The following is a 19,597-nucleotide window of genomic DNA, read 5'->3' as shown; positions in this document are numbered from 1 at the left end:
CAACATTTTGTGGTCGCTGCTGTTGCCCTTAGCCGGATTTAGCCGGACGGTGTCTGGCGATTCTCGGTCAAGAAATGCTGTAAAACCAGCCGCTTGGTGGACGTTCCCGGACGTCCCCGGAAGAACAAATGGTGCCAGAAGAGGACTCGAAAATCGCGCTAGTAAGTTGAGAAATAATCATTTTTTCATGACATCATCAGCCGATACCCTCGTCGATACCCTACGACTTTTTGTTGATGAGGTTCGAGTCCCTTTGCCGCGCTTTTAGCTGTCGGCTGTTCCGTTGCATGGTGATTCGGGTGTCGCGCATCCGCACCAGCTCCGACCGCTTTCGCTTCGTCCGTTTGATATAGGCCGGCGCTGATCTCTCACAGCCGATGCGCATACTCCTGGATGCGTCCGAGGATATCGTCGAGGTTGGGCTGGCCACGATAATAGAGCGCAGACGTGGCGGCGTAGGCGCGGGCGAAGCGATCCCGCGTGGTCTGGTCCGAAAGATCGAACGCGAGATTTTCGCCGATCACCTTGTTATCTGCAGCCGGGAAGCGCGCGTCCTTATGGGCGAGATAGGCTTCGGTGCCGATGAACGCCTGAACGCCGGGATCGCCGAGGAGGCAGTAGACGTCGTAATAGTGGCGGAGGAAGTTCTGCGGCATGCTGCCATCCTCAAGGTGCCGCCGGAACTTCGTCGAAATCGTCTGGAGCTTCTCGACCAGCGTATAGCCAGATTCATAGCAGGGCACGTCGAACGCCCGGTTGTCAGTCAGATCAGGAAGGCCACTTGCCGCCGCCTTGTCATAGGCCCACGAACTGATCAGGCATGGCCGATTGGGTGCCACCTGATCGAAACCGGCCTCCAGCAAAATCCCATCCTTGATGCCCTCCGGTAACAGATTGCGGGAGGCATAATGCAGGCGGATGCCCGCGCTGCGCAGGCGCTGATCATCGAATGCTTCGTCGCGCTCGACCTCAGTTATGCCGGGGATCGTGATCTTGGCCGACAGGCCATCATAGAATGTACGGCGTGCCTCTATATGGGCGGGTTTGTTCTGGTTCTTGCCGATTGGGAGATCGTCCAAGTCGGGGTTAATCAGGATGTCGATGTCCTCGGAGAACCGATGGATAAGGCCATGCCCCTTCGAGAGCGACGTTCCGCCTTTGAGCTCAAAGCGAAAACCCGACTGCTGCAAGCCCCAGAGGGCGTGCATGATCCAATAATCCTTCTCGACCAGTCCCGGATCGATCGCTTGCTCGCGCGAGACGACCGCCAGGAGATCGTCGAAATCTGTATGATCGTGCAGCAACATTTCGTGCGCTGTCAGGCCTGTTCAAGAACAGGCGCGAGCAAGCGCTCAGCCCGGGCGGAGCCAAAGTCCTGGACGGCCTTGGCGAGGCGCGATCGGTCCATTTCTTTCGCCCGCTCGAGGGCGCGAGGAAGCACTGCCGATTTGTCTTCCGGCAGCCGATCGAGATTGTGCAGCAGATCGACCAGCAGGACTTCCTTGGACAGCCGCTTGGGGATCGAGGGTCGCATCCGGAAATCATAGACGCGCCCGTCGAGGGTGAACTTTCCGTGCCGCTTGCGGTTGTAGACGACCGGCTCGTTGTAAAGCTGCGTCGTACCGACCCCGAGCCCGTTGAACGCATTTGGCGAGACCATCAGAAAACGGTCGTCGCCGAGGAATGTCTCGACGAGCTTTTCGGGCTTGGCCGGCGCCGCCCCGAACCTGGTTTGACGCGGCGCCATATAGACACCTGCCGAAACCTTTTCGAGGCGCCCCTCCTCCACTAGTTGCCGGACATGACGATCGACCGCGTTGGACCAGCGCGCGAGATTCTTGCGACGGTAAACCTGTCCGGGGCGCAGGTGGCGCTTGAGTTCGCTGAGAGCCGACATGTCATATCTCCTGCGCCCCAGATAAGCGCTTGGAGTATGTGATGCAACGATTCTCATTAAAAACTCATGCAGATGAAGCCATGCGCGAACAGCATAGCGCGCAATCCTGTGCCCGCCGAACGAGCGTTGAGCCGCTTCGCCACCGTGGCGGATACCCCAAGGGGTTCAAAACGAACGACGCAGCAGCAGGGAAAGAGACTTGATCATATGGATTGGCGTACACTCGGAAGCGGTGAAGCCCGCAATAAGCACGGTACGCAAGGGAGGCAGGGCTATCACAGCCAGCGTCATTCAACCATAGCTGTCTTGCTCCATAGATGGGGGCGGGGGCTTCCCCCGCCACCCTCTTCAATCCCGCAGCGCGTGCTTCAGGTCGCGCATTTCGTCATGGCCTTCCTTGACCGATGCATAGGCGGTCTCGATCAGTGAGCGGACGGCGGGGGACAGTTCCCGATCCGCCAGCGCGTCCTCGAACTTAGCCTTGATATGGTCTTCTCCGGCCTCGACCTCGTTGACGATCGCCTTGTCGTCATGGCCGGTAACTGCCGCCTTGAGGTTGATGAAGAGGCGGTGGGCGCCCGCCGCGATGGTGCCGTCGTCTTCGGGCTTGCCACCCAGCGTCGCGACCTCCTGCTGCAGCCGTGTCGCGACTTGCTGGCGCTCGCTTGCGCGCGAAGTGAACAGCGCGCCGTAACGGCCGGTCTCGCTCTCCTTGGCGGCTTCACTATAGCCTTTCACGCTGTCGAGGGTGGTGGCGATGAGACCGTTGAGGGTGGAAATGTCGTGGCTGTTCTCGGACATGATAATTCCTGTCATTAAGGACGGCGCTGGGGCAACGCCGACACCCCTTAACGACGGGCGGCCGAGAAAAGTCCCATCGACATTGACCTGGATCAGCACGATTTGCGTGACGGTCCCGGCACCGAACAACATTGCCGAACATTATGCAGGCATGAACCCAACCATCGCCTTCGTCGGAGCCGGCCCGACGACGATCTATACGCTCAATGCGCTTATCGACCATGCGTCCGTACCTTTCAACCTCACCATCTTCGAGGAGCAGGCGGGCGTCGGTCGCGGCACGCCGTATCGACCGGGCTGGAACGATCCGGCCATGCTTTCGAACATATCCAGCGTGGAGATCCCGCCGCTCGCCGAAAGTCTGGTCGAATGGCTCGGTCGTCAGTCCAATGAGAGACTTGTCCGGCTGGGCATAGAACCATGCGAGATCGACGATCGCGCCTTCTACCCCCGCCTCGCCCTCGGCGAATATTTCGTCGATCAGCTCCACGCGCTCATCGACCGGGCCAGGAGGAAAGGGATCGACGTCACTGTCCGGACCAACTGCAAGGTGATCGACGCCTCAAGCGGCCCCGTCGGCATGACGCTGTCGGTCAGGCCGAAGCGAGGTCCGTCATTCGAACAGGCCTTTACCCATGTCGTGCTGGCCACCGGCCACCAGTGGCCGGCCGAGCCGGAGGTTCGCCCAGGCTATTTCCTCAGTCCCTGGCCAGCCTCCGCCCTTGCCGGCATCCCACCCGTCCCGGTCTGTATCCGGGGATCATCGCTCAGCGCTATCGACGCTGCGGTGGCTTTGGCGGTGATGCATGGGGAATTCGTCGAGGCGGCGGACGATATGCTGTCCTACACGCCGTTGCCGGGGACGGACGCCTTCGCCATCACCATGATTTCCCGCAAAGGCCTGCTGCCCGAAGCGGACTTCTATTTCCCCCTTCCCTACGAGCCGCTGGCCGTCTGCAACCGCGAGGCGATGGCAAGGTTGGCGGAGGACGGTGGCGGCGACCTTCTCAACCGGGCCTACATGCTCTTCAGGCAGGAGCTGACTGAGGCCGACCCGGACTATGCGCGGAGGCTGCAAGTGGCGCAGCTTGACCTTGAGGGGTTCGCCGAACGCTATTTCGCCGAGCGGATGGCCACGCCGACATTCGCGTGGGCGGAAAGCAACCTTCGCGAGGCCCAGGCCAATTACGAAGCCCGCTACACCGTCCCCTGGCGCTACGCGATCCTGCGCATGCACGAAGTGCTGGAAACGCTGGTCCCACATCTGAACGATGAGGAATTCGAACACTTCTCTCGATTCCTCGCTCCTGTGTTCATCGACGACTATGCGACAGTGCCTCACGAATCCGTCAAGCGGATGCTGGCGCTGCATCGCGCGGGAAAACTGGACGTGATCGCGGTGGGCGAGCAGTACCGCGTGGACAGCCACACCCTCGAAGGCGGCGCCACCCTCATAAAGGACGGCGAACGCACGCACTATCCCGTGTTCATCGAGGCCATGGGCCAGCGCGCGCTCCGCGCCAAGGATTTTCCCTTCCCTTCACTCCGCCGCCAGGGCGTGATCCGCGACGTCAATCCGGCGAATGGCGACAGTCCGTCGCGCGGCATCGTCATAGACGATGCGTTTCATCCGATTTCCGAAGACATTCCCGAGGACCAGATCTTCTGTCTCAGCCTGCCCTTCCTCATGGGCCGCCACCCTTTCATCCAGGGCATAACAAGCGCGCACGACATGGGCGAAGTGGTCGGGGAAAGGCTGGCCGCTGCCATTGGCCGTTGTCACGACGATAATGCCACGCTGGTGGAGCGGACTGCCGCTTGAAGCTGCTCGAAGATCCACACTGCCTCCCCACCCCGTCCGACAATGAGGGAACGGCATGGCAATCGACCTGGGTTCCGCTGATGCAGATCAGTCTGACCTGAGAATGATCCGCAACAGGGACGGACCTGCTTTTCGGACGTTTGGATGATCGAAGGCCGGTGTCCGCCGCGCCGACCAGACATCCCATCATGAAAAGGACGCCCGATGGCCAACCGCACTTCAAACACGTCGCCTTCACAGGGTGGAGAAACGCATCAGACGGCGGCCAGGGGCGTCGGCGCCGATGCCATCCTCACCACCAATCAGGGCATCGCCGTTTCCGACAATCAGAACAGCCTGCGATCGGGCACGCGCGGCCCTACCTTGCTGGAGGATTTCGTCCTCCGCGAAAAGATCTTCCACTTCGATCATGAGCGTATACCCGAACGCATCGTTCATGCCCGCGGGACGGGCGCGCACGGCTATTTCGAAGCAACCGACGATATTTCCGACCTCAGCAAGGCGGCGCTCTTTACCAAAGGCGAGAAGACCGAGGTCTTCGTGCGCTTTTCGACCGTGGCGGGCGGCGCGGGGTCAGTAGATACGCCGCGCGACGTGCGCGGCTTCGCGGTAAAATTCTACACGCGCGAAGGCAATTGGGATCTGGTCGGCAATAATATCCCCGTCTTCTTCATCCAGGATGCGATGAAATTCCCGGACTTGGTCCATGCCGTGAAGATGGAGGCCGACCGGGGCTATCCCCAGGCCGGCAGCGCGCACGACACCTTCTGGGACTGGGCGAGCCTGATGCCCGAGACCACGCACATGCTGATGTGGGCGATGTCCGACCGGACCCTGCCGCGCAGCCTGCGCATGATGGAGGGGTTCGGCGTCCACACCTTCCTGCTCGTCAACGCGGCCGGCAAGACGCATTTCGTCAAATTCCACTGGAAGCCGAAACTCGGCCTGCAATCGACCATTTGGGACGAGGCGCTGAAGCTGCAGGCGGCCGACAACGACTATCATCGCCGTGACCTGTTCGAATCGATCGATGCCGGCGATTTTCCCGAATGGGAACTTGGCATCCAGGTCTTCGACAAGGCCTTTGCCGACGCCCAGCCTTATGATGTGCTCGACGCGACCAAGTTGATCCCGGAGGAGGATGTGCCTGTGCGCATCATCGGCCGGCTGGTGCTGGATCGCAATGTCGACAATTTCTTTGCCGAAACCGAGCAGATCGCCTTCTGCCCCGGCAATATCGTACCGGGCATCGATTTTTCCAACGATCCGCTGCTTCAGGGACGGCTCTTCTCCTATCTCGATACGCAGAAGTCCCGGCTGGGCACGGCCAATTTCCACCAGATTCCGGTGAACGCGCCACGCTGCCCGTTCCAGAATTTCCAGCGCGACGGGCACATGCAGATGGCGGTGCCCCAAGGCCGGGCCAACTACGAACCCAACAGCCTTTCCGACCATGGCGAGAACGGCGGTCCTCGCGAAAGTCCGCAAAGCGGCTTTGCGACATCGACCGCATTTTCAGGTGAAGAGGAAGCTGGCGAGAAGCTGCGGGTGCGCGCGGAAAGCTTCGCCGATCATTATAGCCAGGCGCGGCTGTTCTACCTATCGCAGACCAAGAATGAACAGGCCCATATCGCCTCCTCCTTCGTATTCGAGCTGTCGAAGGTGGCCGATCTCGACCAGGTGCCAGCGCGCCTGGTCGCCAATTTGCGCAACGTCGATGAGGATCTGGCGAAGCGGGTCGCCGACGGACTGGGCATCGCACTGCCCAAGGCCGCGCCGGCGGCAAAGGCGCCGGTAGACATGGCGTCCTCCGATGCGCTTTCGATCCACAAGAATATGAAGACCACGCTGGAGGGCCGGGCGATCGGCATATTGATCGCGGATGGCACCGACGCGCAGGAACTGGACAGCCTGATCGCGGCGATCGGAAAGGCCGGGGGCAAGGCCCTGGTCGTCGCGCCCAAGGTTAGCGGCGCCAAACTGTCCGACGGCAAGATGCGCAAGGCCGATGGCCAGCTGGCCGGGTCGCCGAGCCAGATTTTCGACGCGGTCGCGATCATCCTGTCACAAGAAGGATGCGCCGCGCTGGTGAAGGAGGCGGCCGCCGTTCAGTTCGCGATGGATGCCTTCGGCCACCTCAAGGCGATCGGCGCGAGCGACGCCGCCAAGCCGCTGCTGGACAAGGCGGGCGTCGAGCCGGACGAAGGCGTGGTCGGAACAGGCGAGGCCTTCGTAAAGGCGGCAGCATTGCGATATTATGCACGCGAACCCGCGCTGCGGACGCTCGCATGAGCGCGCCGCAGACGACCTCACCGCTCGCGACCTGGTCGCAAATGTTCGTAATCGGCTTCGACCTGCAAAGGACATGGATGAAGGCGACGGAGACGCTCCTGACGTCGCAGCGTGTCATCGATGCCCGAACCATCCTTATTTGCAATGCCGGTCGGTCTCCCCTGACCGGCGATTATCGCGAACTGTCGCGCATGGTGCCGGAGAAGATCGAGGCCTTTACGCAAAGCGGGGCGGCGCTGACGCAGAACATAGCTGTCATGCATCAGGCGTTCCTGTCGCAAGGGCAAGCGATGGCGGCGGCGATGCTGTCAGGCAATCCCTTGTGGATGCTTCAGGGCCGCAGCCAGGCGCTGCGGTCGATCGATGCCGTTTCGCGCATGGCAGCAGTGACCTTGGCACCGATCCACAAGACGGCGACGGCTAATGCCCGGCGGCTGAAGAAACGCGAGAAACAATAGAACAGCGGATCCGCCTCAAATCAGCCGGATAACAGATGCCGTACCCTCATCAGGGCTTTTGGATCGGGATCGCGACCACGAAAAGCATGAAATGAGGCCATGGGGTCACGGCTGTCGCCCCGTTCCAGGATTTCCTGCTTGAAGCGATGCGCCAGGCCCGTGTCGAATATGTCGCCGGATTCAACAAAGGCCTCAAAGGCATCGGCGTCCAGCGCCTCGGACCAGGCATAACAGTAATAGGCGCTGGCGTAGCCGCCATCGAAGATATGCGTGAAACAGGGAAAGCGGTGCCGCAGGCCGATTTCCCGTGGCATGCCGAGCCTGTTCAGTTCCGCATCGATGAAGGCGCGGGGATCGGCGGCGGCATCCGGCGCGCGGTGGACTGCGAGATCGACCAGGGCGCAGCTGATCAGTTCGACCGTCGCAAATCCCTGGCCATAGGCTTCCGCTTCATGGATCGCCGCGATCAGTGCGTCGGGTACGCCAAATCCCGACAGTACCTCCCGGCTGACGATCCAGTTCTCCATGAACTTGCTGGGGAACTCGACGAAGTCCCGCGCGACGGCGGTGCCCGACTGGCTGGGATAGGTGACGCGGGACAGCAAGCCGTGCAAAGCATGGCCGAATTCGTGGAAGAGCGTGCGCGCCTCATCGATCGAGAGGCGAGTGGCGGCGGTGTCGGGCGGCGGCGCGGCGGCGAAATTGGCGACCAGATAGACGATCGGCCGCACGTCGCCGTCCATGTTTTCCTGCACGCGCAGGCTGCCCATCCAGGCGCCGCCATGCTTTTCCGGGCGGGCGAAATAGTCTGTGAAGAGCAGACCCACCGGCACATCCTCTTCGTTTTTCATCTCCCACGCCCAAACGTCGGGGTGATAGCCGACGATGTCGGCGCGGCGGATGAAGCGCAGGCCATAGAGCATTGCGGCCGTATCGAACGCCGCCTGCCGAATGGCGTCCAGACGCAGATGCTGCGCCACCGCCGCCCCGTCTAGCGCATAGCGGGACCGGCGCACCTTTTCCGCATAATAGCGCCAATCCCAGGGTGCGAGTGCAAAGCCGCCGCCTTCACGGTCGATCAGCGTCTGCAATCCAGCCACTTCTTCGGCAGCGCGGCGCTTGCCCGGCTTCCAAAGCTGCATCAGCAGCGCTTGGACGGCATCGGGCGTCTTCGCCATGCTGTCTTCCAGAGCATAGTGCGCGTGATCGGCATAGCCTAGCAGAGTGGCGCGCTCGCGCCGCAGAGCCAGCGTCTCGGCAATGACCGGCCAGTTATCGTGAGCGTCACCGTCGCAACGATCGGTGAAGGCGCGCCATAATCGCTCGCGAAGGTCGCGCCGCGCCGAGAAGGTCAGGAAGCTCTCATAGTCCGTGCGGTCGAGCGTAAAGTGATAGCGGCCTTGCGCACCGTTCGCCGTGGCGCGCCCGGCGGACGCCGCGCACAGCCCGGGCGACAGGCCGGCGAGATCATCCGAGTCCAGGTCCAGTATCCAGGCGCCGGTCGCGGCCATCACATTGTGCCCGAACTGCACGGCGAGAGCGGCAAGGCGTGCGTCGATGGCCGCGAAGCGCGCCTTTTGCGCCGGTTCCAGCATCGATCCGCTGCGAAGGAAACCGGCATGGGTCGTTTCGACCAACCGGATCTGCGCGTCATTCAGGCCGGCGTCATGCCGCCCCGCATGAGCCGCCGCGATCCGCGCGGCGAGCCTGTCATCATGGCCGATTTTGGTGGAATGAGCGCTCAGCCGCGCCGCAATGTCGCCCTCGATTGCACGAATGTCGGGCGTCGCTTGCGTGGAGGACAGTGTCCAGAAAAGCCGGCGCACGCGCGCTAGCGCCTCGCCCGACCGTTCCAGCGCGGCGATCGTGTTGTCAAAGTCCGGCGCGGCGGACTGGTCGGCGATCGCCGCGATCTCGGCACGATGCCACGCCATGGCCGTATCGAAAGCCGACGGGAAATCTTCGGGCCGCACCTGCGCGAAGGGCGGCGCGCCGAGCGGACCGTCCCATGGCCGCAACAGGACGGGGAGATCAGTCAATCGATTGCACCTCGTCACAATGGACCTCGAACAGGGTCAGCGTCGCCGGACCAAAGGCCGTGGTCAATGCGACATCGGTGGCGTCACGTCCGCGCGCCATCAGGATGCGGCCGATCCGGGGACGGTTGTGGCGGGCATCATGCGTATACCATTGGCCATCGATATAGACGTCGAACCAGGCGCTGAAATCCATCGGCGCGTCCACCGGCGCAATGCCGATATCGCCCAGATAGCCGGTGCAGTAACGGGCCGGAATGTTCATGCACCGGCACAACGTGATGGCGAGGTGGGCAAAATCGCGGCAGACGCCCTGCCGCTCCTGGTAGCCATTCCAGGCGGTTTTGTCAGGCCGTGCATGATGATAGCCGAACTCGATGTGATTGTGGACGAAATCGACGATCGCATCGACACGCTCGCTGGCCGTCCCATAATGGGCGAAATTGGCCCAGGCCACGTCCATCAGCCGGTCGGTCTCGCAATAGCGGCTGCCGAGCAGGAAGATCATCACATCGTCCGGCAGATCTTCCACCGGCATCTGCGGCCCCGTCGGCGCGCGGCGATCCGGCGCGCCGCTGTCCTCGATCACGAAATCGCAGGACAGTGTGACGCCGCCTGGCGGAACGGTGAGGCGCGTGGCCAGGTTCCCGAAACCGTCTTCATAATGATAGAGCGGAATGTCGGGGCTGATCGTCAGCCTCTGCGCCGTTTGCAGGTCCTGATGGCGCGAGGGATGCAGGCTCAGCATCGCCATCATCGCGGTTCGGGTCTCGGCCTGGAAGCTGATGTCATATCCGCAACGGATCAGCATGCATGTCACTTTCCTGAAGAGCCGACGGGTCGGCTGTTGATGGCGCCATGGGAAGAGCGCGGGAATTTGGCGGGATCGGCGCGAGAAACATCGACGGTGACGTCCATGCCCAGATAGCTGGCGGGCAAGCCGAACCAGGTGCCGGACAATGGCAAGGCCTGATAGGGATCGCGCGCGATGGCGACACGGATCAGGCCGCGATTGCCGATGATGCCGTTGGTCGGATCGAATTCGACCCAGCCCGAACCGGGCAGGAAGATCCGCACCCAGGCATGGGTGTTGCCGCCGCCCAGGACGTCTTCCTTGCGCGAGGGATTGTAGACATAGCCCGACACGAACCGCGCGGCGAAGCCGAGCGCGCGCACCGCCTCGATCATCAGTACGGCGAAGTCGCGGCAGGTGCCCTGCCGCTTCCTCAAGGTCTCGATCGGCGACTGGGTGCCCTTTTCGTGCCGGGGCACATAGGTGAAATCGCGCTTGATGCCGGTCGCGATGGCCGTCAACAGGGCGACGGTCTCCGTATCGCCATGATTGCTGACGAAACCGCGCGCCCAGTTGTCGACGATCCGTTCGGGGTCGTGATGCTGGCGCTCGATCGACCGGAGCAGATCGGGCATGTCCTCGGACGAATAGGTGAACGGAAACAGCCGCGCATAGGGTTCGACGTCGACCTGCCCTTGCGCCAGAGGCGCATGTTCCAGCGTCGTCTCGCTCGTGACGGTCAGTTTCGACGTCCGCCGCTCGAACAGGGCCATCGCCACCGAATTGCCGAACACATCATGCAGCCAACGCAATTCGCTGGGCTTGGGATCGATATCAAGGCGAGCAGACAGCAAATGCTGGTCAAACGCCTCGCGTGGGCGCATCATGATGCGATGTTCACCCAGCGATACCGGCGCCTTGTAGCGATAGTCAGTGACATGGCGGATCGTCAGCAATGGCATGGAATGGGATCCTGACGGTCGGGCGCGCAGTGGACGGACTGTTGGGCCCGGATGATCCGGCGCCGTTCACTCTGTTTAACGCAGGGGGCGCCGCGCCGTTCCTGCTGATCGGCGATCATGCCGGTTCGGCCATTCCCAACGCGCTCGGCGACCTGGGACTGGGGCCTGCCGATCGGACTCGCCACATTGCGCTGGATATCGGCGTGCTTGGCATGGGACGGAAACTGGCGCTGTTGCTCGATGCGCCTTTTCTGCATCAGACCTATTCGCGCCTCGTCATCGATTGCAACCGCGATCCAGATCGGCCGGACGCGATGCCGGCGGTGTCCGATGGCATCACTATCGCGGACAACGAAGGACTGGACGCGGTCGCGCGGCAGGCGCGGATCGAGGAGATTCATCGGCCCTATCACGCCGCGCTCGAAGCCATCATCGACGCGCGCCTCGCGGCCGGTCGCCAAACGATCCTGCTGTCACTGCACAGCTTTACGCCGATCATGAACGGTATGACCCGGCCCTGGGATATCGGTATCCTGTATTGGCATGGTCGCATCGACATGGCGGTGGCTATGCTGCATGCCCTGGCGCAACGGGGCGATATCACAGTCGGCGACAATGCGCCCTACGCAATGGACGACACCGACTATACCATACCCCGCCACGCCATTTCGCGCGCATTGCGCTATGCCGAGATCGAAGTCCGGCAGGACATGATCTCGACCCAAGCCGGCCAGTCTAGCTGGGCGCAACGACTGGCCGATACTATTCTGGCAGCGGCGAGCGCCTAGCGCCAACGATGTTGATGGCTATCTCGCGATCACGGGCGTTTAACCATAGTCGCTCGATGGACTGGAGCCCCCCCTCGCTGGCCATGGCAATCTGGATCGGTCGGCCCGAAAGATCGTCCAGGTGATCGTTTGAGAAAAGCGATAGCGGCCGATACGCCCAGCCTTTCCAGGGCGAGCTTTGTCACGCGGCTCTGGCGGCTGGCCTCCCCATCGGAAAGCTTCACCGCGCCACGCTGTGTAAACGTGTGTCGCATCATCAATTCTTCAATGTCACGATACCGACGACACCGGGCTTGGTCGATGGATTGGACGCATTAGTCTTGCCCGGTTTTTCGGCCTTGGGCTTGCGTACTTCGCGGTTCGATCTCTTCTGGCTCTTGGCCATTCGCAGTCTCCTGGCTGATTGAATATCAGGGCACAATATGCCCGAGGCGATCCTCGTCGGTGTAGATGTCGAAGCGCGTAAGCCTTGCAGTGCCGAAGGTCGTGGTCAGCGCCACGTCAGCCGCATCCCGCCCGCGGGCCATCAGGATGCGGCCACGCCGGGGACGGTTGTGGCGCGCATCGAACGTGTACCATGTGCCGTCGAGATAGACCTCGAACCAAGCCGAGAAGTCCATGTCGCCAACAAGGGCCGGCAAATCCATGTCGCCCATGTAGCCGGTACAGTATCGCGCGGGGATGTTCATGCAACGGCAGAGAGCCATGGCGAGGTGCGCATAGTCCCTGCAGACGCCGACGCGTTCTTCGTTTGTATCCCATGCCGTGCGTGTCGATCGCGCGGCCATATAGTCGAAGCGGATATGCTCATGCACATAATCGCAAATTGCTTGAACCCGTGACCAGCCGGGTGCCGTGCGGCCAAAAAGCGCCCAAGCCTGATCGGACAGGCGGTCCGTCTCGCAATAGCGGCTACCCAGCAGAAAGTGCAAAACATCGTCGGGAATTTGCTCCAACGGTACCTGCATGGCGCTCGATGCGATGACATCGGGCAGAAAGCTGTCCTCGATCACAAAGCCGCAGGATATGGCGATGCCACCCCGCGGCATCGTCAGCCGTGTGCAGATATTGCCGAACCCATCGACATAGTCATAGGCGGCCACATCGGGCTGGGTGAATATCCGCTGGGCGCTGCGAAGATCCCGGTTCCGGCTGGGGTGGATGCTGAGCATGGCCAGCATCGGCACGGCCTCTTCGGCCGCAAAGGCGATATCATATCCAGCCCGAATTAGCATTCATGATCCTTAGTCTGCCGGATCAAAAGCACCGGGTCGCGGCTGAAATATTGACGCCATGATCAGCGACAATTGCTCAAGAGGGCAATTGCGTCATATCTGGACGAGCCATCAGGTCGAAGAAGATATGAGATTAAATGGACCTTGCCTTCATGCATTTCAAGCCACCGCGTGGAATAAAACGGAATTAATTGGCCACCGATGCGACAAGCATAAGCCAAATGCCTCCACCTTGATCTGATCGATTGAAATGGCCTGGTACTCACAGCCCAATGAAGCCGCGACATCAGATGGACTTAAGACCACTCTGGAGCTTGTCAGCATCGACCGCCCGTTGCAGATCCTTGGGATCTATCGTGATGGTTTGAACCCAACTGGACTTGTAACGGTTTTGTGCCGGTCACTTGAGAGTTTAAGGCTCGTTCACATGACGGCATGCAATCGAGCCATCTATCCAAAACACCGCACGGGTGCGTTCTGGGAGTTAGGCGGACCGCGTTGGATAATGCGAGGCGAACCGTACGCCGCAGGCAGAGGCACGAGCAATTGCTTGGCTCTCCCCAGCTTTTTGGCGATCCAGCATGGGACATGCTCATTGAACTGAAGGCAGGTGCTGATGTGCGCCTGCTGTTGCCATCGCGCGCCCGATTATGCCTCAATATCCCGCCAACCACCTCCGAGGGATTTGAAAAGGTCGACACGCAACGATGACAGGCGCTGGAGCGAGGCCGCTTCCGCGGCCCGCGCGTCCAGCAGTGCCGTCTGCGCGACCAACACATCGAGAAGACCGACAGACCCCGCGCGATAACGCGCAGTGGCAAAATCGAAGGCGCGCTGGGAACGGGTCCGCGCTTCTCCTAGTATGGAGAGTCTTTCCTGTTCGCGCGCGGCATTGCTGAGCGCCTGCTCCACCTGCTTGAGCGCCGTGATGACGGCCCCGTCGAAGGCAGCCAATGAGGCGTCGCCCTGCGCCTCCGCCTGACGGATGCGGGCACGCGCGACGCTGACATTGGGGAAGCTCCAGCTGAGTAGTGGCCCGACCGAGAAGCTGAGACTATCATTGCCACGCACGCTATCGTTGCGGAAGAAATTCCCCGATCCGCCCAAGCTGATCTTGGGATAAAGCGCGGCCGTAGCCACACCGATCCGCGCGGTGTCTGCCGCCAGCTGCCGCTCAGCCTGCCGCAGGTCTGGGCGACGGCGCAACAGTGATGCGCCGTCGCCCACCGGTAATGCCACTGCGGCGGGTGGTTTCGTGCATTGCTGTGCAGCAAGGGGAATGTCGGCAGGCGTACTGCCCAGCAGCGCGGCGAGTTCGAACAGGGCAGCCTGATGCTGCGCCTCCAGCGACGGAATGGCTGCGCGGGCGGTCGCAGCAGCAGCAGCCCGCTCGACATCGAAGCGTCCGACGGATCCCGCCTTCTCCTGCGCTGTCACCAGACGCAGACTTTCATTGCTGGCGCGATAGCTGTCCTGCGCGACATTGAGCGCATGGGCGTAGGAACAGGCGTCGAGATAGGCGCGGGTCGTTTCCGCCGCCACCGTCACGCTTTGCGCAAGCAGGGCGAACTGAAGCGCACGCGGTATTTCTTGAACCTCGGTGAATGATGGCAGGAAGGTGACGGACGGTCTCGACCTATGGCCCCGCCGAAACCCACAACGGTCTGCACCTCTCTCCGCTCCCGAAACGACCATGCCATCGGCGATGACTCGTTTACGTATCTCATTGGTCGATATGATATGAAAAGGGATCACTGAATTTGACGTGCTGGCCGAAGAAAGATATGTAGACGCTTCATGTGATTTCATTTTGAATCGTATGGGGATCATAGTGAGTGCTCAATCCGAAACCCTGCGCGAACTAGGCGAACTCCTACGGCAGGCGAGGCTGGCCGCCGGATTGACGCAAGAGCAGGTGGCCGATCTGGCTGGCATATCCCGTCCACGCTATCGCGATATCGAAACGGGCATTGCTGCTGCGCGTGCCACGACGCTCATGAATGTCGCTCGTGCGCTTGGGCTGGAGATGATGCTGGTGCCGCAAGCGATGGTCCCGGCCGTCCGGGCGTTGTTACGTCCGCATGACGACGACGACCTGCCCGCCTTTGTCTCACACCCCGATTGAAGACGAATATCATGGCTCAAACGTCTCACACACCTCAGGCGATCCAGTCCCTAGATGTGTTCCTGAATGCGCTGAAGGTCGGTGTGATCGTCAGGACACCCGGTGACTTCAATGCGTTCAGCTTTGAAGAGGCCTATCGGACAACTGGCGGTGTACCGATTCTCAGCCTGTCCTTCCGCGCGGCCACCGGGGGCTTGCGCAAGGATCCAAAGCCGGTGAGCGGGGCATTGCCGCCCTTCTTTGCGAACCTGCTGCCAGAGGACAAGCTGCGCGAGGCGATGGAAAAGCATCATGCAGGCGCCGTCCGTCCGGGCAATGACTTCGACCTGTTGGCCGCGCTCGGCGCAGATCTACCGGGAGCCGTCCGGGTTCTACCCAGTGACGGCATGAAAGTAACGCCGCAGGACAGTGCAAAGGGAAAACCGAAGGCGCGTTTTTCGCTCGCCGGTGTGCAGATGAAGCTGTCGGTGATGAAGAACACAGGCAAGGGCGGCGGACTGACGCTTCCGCTCGATGACGGCCAAGGGCAATATATCGCGAAGTTCCCCTCCACGGCATTTCCGGGTGTGTCCGAGAACGAGTTTGCCAATCTCGCCTTGGCGGCCGCGATCGGCATGGATGTGCCCGAGCGCGAACTGGTCGAGAAATCCGATTTTGAAGGCATTCCGGAGGATTTCGACACGCTGTCGGAAGGCAAGGTTCTTCTCATCAGGCGTTTTGACCGTGGCCCACGGGGTGAGCGAATCCACATCGAGGACTTCGCTCAGGTGTTTGGCGTCTATCCCTCCCGTAAATATGAGGGGGCGGCCTATCACGATGTGGCCGCCGCCGTGAACGCGGCGGTTTCCCCTGCCGCCGCGCTCGAATTTGCACGCCGGCTCGCGCTGGCGATGGTGACCGGCAATGGCGACATGCACCTCAAGAACTGGTCGCTGATCTATCGTGATGAAGTCAGCACGCCTGCTCTCGCGCCGATCTACGACATGTTGTCGACCATCCCTTACATTCCCACAGACAGCATGGCGCTGTCGCTTGGTGGTGAGCGGTCGTTCAAGGCGCTATCGGCGCCGCGCTGGAAATCCTTCGCGAACCGAGCAAGGCTGCCCGAGCCGGCGGTTCTCCAAGCCGTGGTGGAGACGGTGGCTCGCGTCAACGAGCATTGGTGGCATTTGCCGGAGCGCGCCGTCGTCTCTGCGAAGGTGCTCGAGCGTATCGACGCGCATGTGAAAGTCATGACGCCGATCCTGAACTCCTGCGCGGAGAAATGAGCACGGAGGAAACTCGAACGACATTATTGTCATCGCAGGCGAAACAATCTTGTCGAGAGGGCGACTATCCATATTTCCGATCGGGAATATGGCGCTCCTCTCGATCTTCCGCCGCCGCAATGATTCCCGATCAGGAACATTTTTGCGCTGCGGGGCGTACCAACTCGACAATGTTCTGCTTCAGCCTTCAACCAGCCGCCTAAGGCAGCGATAGGGGATGAATGTCGATCTGCCGATCTTGACGGTTTCGATCTCGCCGGACTTGATTAACTCGTAAAGCGTCGATCGGGGGATGCCTGTGAGCTTCACCGCCGTGGAGACCCGCACGCTGATCGGCTCGGTCGGCAATGTCTCCAGAGCGGCGAGGGCTTCCTGCCTCGCCTGTCTGTGCTCTTCGATGGTCGGCGATCTCGTCATGGCCGTGATCGCAGGCAATTGAGCGTCATAGTGTGATCCTTCCTGCCAGCCAGCCCTCGACGTCAACCTGCCGCCGGGCAAGATCGAGCGGCGGCAGAGCGGATGCCAAGCGCGAGACGCCCGATCCGTCGAAGCTGTCGATGCCCGCCGCCGCACACAGGTGGATGCGCCGCGCACTGTTGACTCGGCCGACATGGCAGATCGCACCGTGCGCGTGCGCAAGGCGCGCCCACTGGGCCATTGTCGCCAACTTCCAGCGCGTGTCGCCGCCGACGAAGATTCCTACTTGCGGGTCTAGCATACCGCCGACATGCGCGGGCTTCATGCCGTTCTGGACTGCGATCAGAAAGGTCGCGCCAGACAGTGCCCGACGCCGCCGAAGACCCGCTCCGCTTAACGGAGCTGGAAACCAAGCTTCTCCGCGAGCGCCAATGTCTTCGAGGGCTGCGTGGCCGGATCCTAAGCGAGGCCGCTTGCGAGCAAATGTTTAAATCCCTTGAGCAGCCTCGCGCTGAAAAAGGGGGAGCGACAAATCTGGCCGATGGCTGCTGTGGTTGCTTCAGGCGGCGGGATCGCTCGCGATGTCGAACGCAGTGCTTGCCATGGTCAGTCCATTGATGATGAGTTCGACCTCGTGGCGGCCGGGATGATGGCGCCGCGTACTGAAATCCCCGATAGCTTGGCGTAGTCCAAGCTTCACGGATTGCCCGGCGGAAAGGTCAAATGTCCTCAGCTTGAAAACTTTGGCCGCAGTCTTGCCGCCGGCACGCGCATAGTGGACGCGATAATCGACGACCAGGCGTTGATTATCGGGGGAAGTCGACAGGAGTTCGGCATCGACAGCGATTGTTTCGCCCAGACGCACAACCTGAGGCTCAATCGAAAAGCGGCGTACCGTGACTGAGGCGCCGTGCTCAACGCCAATGAGAGCCAGCGCGCGCGGTTCGCCCTTCTTGATCAACGTGCGCAACGCATGACGGATGATCCAGACCGTTTGAGGGTTGTCGGTCGGCCACCCGGCAAGACGATCCAGTAGCCAGTCCGGGCGATCCTTTGCGATATCGTTGAGATGGTTGCCGACCGACTTGCGAACATAAGCGCTGGGATCAGCCTTGAGCGCTTCGAGGATTGAGGCTGCGAGCGTCGGGTCGTCCCGAAGAGCCGGGATGCGCGATGCCCATGGCAACCTTGGCCTGCTGCCTTCGCTGGCAAGCCTGCGGACATGCTCGTCAGCATGGCTGGCCCACCCTTCCATGACGGCAAGGGTTCGCCGGCTATCCTGAGCGAGAAATGGGCGAATGGCGAATTCGGCGGATCCGAAGCGGGTAAGATCGGTAAGCGCATCCAGCGATCTATCGAAATCGCCAAGCCCGTATCGCGCCACGAACTCGGTGACAGCGACCACCTGGAAACCATGATTGAGTTGTGGCGCCATGGCACGGATGATCTCAAGCGCATCCTCATATCGGGCCGGTAGTGCGACATGGAGGGCGTCAGCGATATGGCGCACGCGCTCCATGATCGACAGCGCATCGAGTCCTTCCGACGCGGCGCTGAGAAAGCTGGCGCGATCGAAGCGCGCCGATACTGAACCGCCAGCGTCGGCGATGATGGTCAGCGCCTGCGGACCGAGTATGTCCTTGAGCAAGGCAGGTGTGGTCTCGTCCGTCATCGCGAAGCGGTTTCCAATCTGATTGTCGCCAAATGACCTTTGAACAATGCGCCCGGCTTGCCGTCATCCGGCGATTTGACGGGCCATTCCGATCAAAGCCTTGAATGCAGCCGATGGATTGCGCCGGCTGGGATAGTAGAGACACAAAGGCACCAACGGCGGGGTCCAGTTTTCCAGAACGCGAACGAGACGCCCTGCCTCGATGTCTTCGCGGATGTCGGACTCCATGAAGTAGCCTATGCCGACATTGTCCAGCACCGCGATACGCGAGAGACTGGCCTCATCGAGCGTGATCGGGCCGTGCACGTCTATCTGAACAGGCTGCCCGTCTTTCTCGAATTGCCAGCGGTGCAGCGCACCGTTTGGGAGCCGGATGCGAAGGCACGCATGGCCCAGCAGGTCGGGAGGGACGCGAGGCCTTTCATTCGCCTTGAAGTAAGCAGGGGTCGCAACGACGGCAAAGCTGCGGGGTGGGCCGACGGGGATGGCGATCATGTCGCTGGGAACAAGGTCGGCACTCCTAAGGCCGAGATCGAAACCCTCGGCCACGATGTCCACGATCCGCCCCTCGGTGACGAGATCGACATGCACCTGGGGATAGCGACGCAGGAATTGTAAAAGGAGCGGCTCGAGGATTTCACGGGCTGCCGTTGGGAAGGCGTTGATACGGAGCGTTCCGGAGGGCGTCTCCTGTTGCGAACGCGCGATGTCCATCGCATCATGAATATTCCTAACTGCAGGGCCAACCTGATCGACAAACTTGCGTCCAGCGTCAGTCAGGGCAACGCTTCGGGTCGTGCGATTGAACAGGCGGACGCCGAGCTGCCGTTCCAGCTTTGCGATGGCATTACTCAGCGCGGTAGTCGACAGACCAAGCTCCAGCGCGGCCGCCCGGAACGATCCTCGCCGTGCGATGGCCAATACCGCATCAAACTCGACCAAACCGTCCTGGTGCATTGTCCTACTTTTCGCAACATCGCATGACGATCTATCCCGATTATCATCGCAAAGGTCCAGCCCTAAGTTGGCGT

19 protein-coding genes are annotated in these 19,597 nt (G+C 61.3%); 6 read left to right on the top strand and 13 right to left on the bottom strand.

Features of this window, described 5'->3' with window-relative positions:
* Positions 1-368: 368 nt before the first annotated feature.
* From MRBLMC3_RS20090 to MRBLMC3_RS20080, 3 genes are all read right to left on the bottom strand, one after another.
* Positions 369-1,307 (bottom strand): nucleotidyl transferase AbiEii/AbiGii toxin family protein, encoded by a 939-nt coding sequence (locus tag MRBLMC3_RS20090; RefSeq protein ID WP_363831751.1) that lies wholly within the window; start codon positions 1,305-1,307, stop codon positions 369-371.
* A gap of 11 nt (positions 1,308-1,318) precedes the next feature.
* Positions 1,319-1,897 (bottom strand): hypothetical protein, encoded by a 579-nt coding sequence (locus tag MRBLMC3_RS20085; RefSeq protein ID WP_363831749.1) that lies wholly within the window; start codon positions 1,895-1,897, stop codon positions 1,319-1,321.
* A gap of 348 nt (positions 1,898-2,245) precedes the next feature.
* Positions 2,246-2,698 carry a PA2169 family four-helix-bundle protein gene (locus tag MRBLMC3_RS20080; RefSeq protein WP_363737704.1) on the bottom strand — a complete coding sequence of 151 codons (453 nt, stop codon included), beginning with the start codon at positions 2,696-2,698 and terminating at the stop codon, positions 2,246-2,248.
* A gap of 106 nt (positions 2,699-2,804) precedes the next feature.
* On the opposite strand from MRBLMC3_RS20080, the gene MRBLMC3_RS20075 reads away from it, so the two are divergent.
* From MRBLMC3_RS20075 to MRBLMC3_RS20065, 3 genes are all read left to right on the top strand, one after another.
* Positions 2,805-4,520, top strand: a complete 1,716-nt coding sequence (locus MRBLMC3_RS20075; RefSeq protein WP_363831746.1) for an FAD/NAD(P)-binding protein — start codon at positions 2,805-2,807, stop codon at positions 4,518-4,520.
* Between the two features lie 204 nt (positions 4,521-4,724).
* Positions 4,725-6,812: a catalase gene (locus MRBLMC3_RS20070; RefSeq protein ID WP_363831743.1), complete on the top strand. Its 2,088-nt coding sequence runs from the start codon at positions 4,725-4,727 to the stop codon at positions 6,810-6,812.
* Positions 6,809-7,270 (top strand): hypothetical protein, encoded by a 462-nt coding sequence (locus MRBLMC3_RS20065; protein WP_363831740.1) that lies wholly within the window; start codon positions 6,809-6,811, stop codon positions 7,268-7,270. Before MRBLMC3_RS20070 ends, MRBLMC3_RS20065 begins: the two co-directional genes overlap by 4 nt.
* A gap of 20 nt (positions 7,271-7,290) precedes the next feature.
* Here the strand turns inward: MRBLMC3_RS20065 and MRBLMC3_RS20060 are convergent, their stop codons facing one another.
* From MRBLMC3_RS20060 to MRBLMC3_RS20050, 3 genes are read right to left on the bottom strand one after another with little or no spacing between them, the layout of a single operon-like run.
* Positions 7,291-9,309, bottom strand: a complete 2,019-nt coding sequence (locus MRBLMC3_RS20060; RefSeq protein WP_363831738.1) for a M3 family metallopeptidase — start codon at positions 9,307-9,309, stop codon at positions 7,291-7,293.
* Positions 9,302-10,117 (bottom strand): transglutaminase-like domain-containing protein, encoded by an 816-nt coding sequence (locus MRBLMC3_RS20055; protein WP_363737695.1) that lies wholly within the window; start codon positions 10,115-10,117, stop codon positions 9,302-9,304. Before MRBLMC3_RS20055 ends, MRBLMC3_RS20060 begins: the two co-directional genes overlap by 8 nt.
* 5 nt (positions 10,118-10,122) lie before the next feature.
* Positions 10,123-11,061 carry a transglutaminase family protein gene (locus MRBLMC3_RS20050; protein ID WP_363737693.1) on the bottom strand — a complete coding sequence of 313 codons (939 nt, stop codon included), beginning with the start codon at positions 11,059-11,061 and terminating at the stop codon, positions 10,123-10,125.
* On the opposite strand from MRBLMC3_RS20050, the gene MRBLMC3_RS20045 reads away from it, so the two are divergent.
* Positions 11,055-11,849, top strand: a complete 795-nt coding sequence (locus MRBLMC3_RS20045; RefSeq protein ID WP_363831735.1) for an N-formylglutamate amidohydrolase — start codon at positions 11,055-11,057, stop codon at positions 11,847-11,849. The genes MRBLMC3_RS20050 and MRBLMC3_RS20045 overlap by 7 nt on opposite strands.
* Positions 11,850-12,105: 256 nt before the next feature.
* On the opposite strand, the gene MRBLMC3_RS20040 is transcribed toward MRBLMC3_RS20045, so the two are convergent.
* The 3 genes from MRBLMC3_RS20040 to MRBLMC3_RS20030 all read right to left on the bottom strand — a co-directional run bounded on the left by MRBLMC3_RS20040 (position 12,106) and on the right by MRBLMC3_RS20030 (position 14,632).
* Entirely contained in the window at positions 12,106-12,234 is a 129-nt protein-coding gene (locus tag MRBLMC3_RS20040; RefSeq protein ID WP_363737689.1) for a hypothetical protein, read from the bottom strand.
* A gap of 25 nt (positions 12,235-12,259) precedes the next feature.
* A complete protein-coding gene (locus MRBLMC3_RS20035) occupies positions 12,260-13,084 on the bottom strand; it encodes a transglutaminase-like domain-containing protein (protein WP_363831733.1) in 825 nt (274 codons plus the stop codon).
* A 648-nt stretch (positions 13,085-13,732) separates the two neighbouring features.
* Positions 13,733-14,632 (bottom strand): TolC family protein, encoded by a 900-nt coding sequence (locus MRBLMC3_RS20030; protein WP_363753621.1) that lies wholly within the window; start codon positions 14,630-14,632, stop codon positions 13,733-13,735.
* 283 nt (positions 14,633-14,915) lie between these two features.
* Between MRBLMC3_RS20030 and MRBLMC3_RS20025 the strand changes: the two genes are divergently transcribed.
* Both MRBLMC3_RS20025 and MRBLMC3_RS20020 read left to right on the top strand, forming a co-directional pair.
* Positions 14,916-15,209 carry a helix-turn-helix domain-containing protein gene (locus MRBLMC3_RS20025; RefSeq protein WP_363737684.1) on the top strand — a complete coding sequence of 98 codons (294 nt, stop codon included), beginning with the start codon at positions 14,916-14,918 and terminating at the stop codon, positions 15,207-15,209.
* A gap of 11 nt (positions 15,210-15,220) precedes the next feature.
* Positions 15,221-16,477, top strand: coding sequence for a type II toxin-antitoxin system HipA family toxin (locus tag MRBLMC3_RS20020; RefSeq protein WP_363831730.1), 1,257 nt, complete (start codon positions 15,221-15,223; stop codon positions 16,475-16,477).
* 180 nt (positions 16,478-16,657) lie between these two features.
* On the opposite strand, the gene MRBLMC3_RS20015 is transcribed toward MRBLMC3_RS20020, so the two are convergent.
* The 4 genes from MRBLMC3_RS20015 to MRBLMC3_RS20000 all read right to left on the bottom strand — a co-directional run bounded on the left by MRBLMC3_RS20015 (position 16,658) and on the right by MRBLMC3_RS20000 (position 19,523).
* A complete protein-coding gene (locus tag MRBLMC3_RS20015) occupies positions 16,658-16,894 on the bottom strand; it encodes a helix-turn-helix domain-containing protein (protein WP_363831727.1) in 237 nt (78 codons plus the stop codon).
* Between the two features lie 25 nt (positions 16,895-16,919).
* The gene (locus MRBLMC3_RS20010; protein ID WP_363831725.1) at positions 16,920-17,219 is read right to left on the bottom strand and encodes a hypothetical protein; all 300 of its coding nucleotides are present in this window, start codon (positions 17,217-17,219) and stop codon (positions 16,920-16,922) included.
* 234 nt (positions 17,220-17,453) lie between these two features.
* Complete coding sequence (locus MRBLMC3_RS20005; RefSeq protein WP_363831722.1) at positions 17,454-18,566, bottom strand: DNA alkylation repair protein; 1,113 nt, start codon at positions 18,564-18,566, stop codon at positions 17,454-17,456.
* Between the two features lie 63 nt (positions 18,567-18,629).
* On the bottom strand, positions 18,630-19,523 hold the full coding sequence (locus tag MRBLMC3_RS20000; protein ID WP_363832095.1) for a LysR family transcriptional regulator: 894 nt from the start codon (positions 19,521-19,523) through the stop codon (positions 18,630-18,632).
* Between the last annotated feature and the right edge of the window lie 74 nt (positions 19,524-19,597).

Source organism: Sphingobium sp. LMC3-1-1.1, assembly GCF_040676285.1.
In the GTDB taxonomy this organism is placed as follows: Bacteria; Pseudomonadota; Alphaproteobacteria; order Sphingomonadales; family Sphingomonadaceae; genus Sphingobium.
The sequence above is the reverse complement of the archived record's forward strand: the minus strand, read 5'-3'. Positions and strand labels throughout refer to the sequence as shown.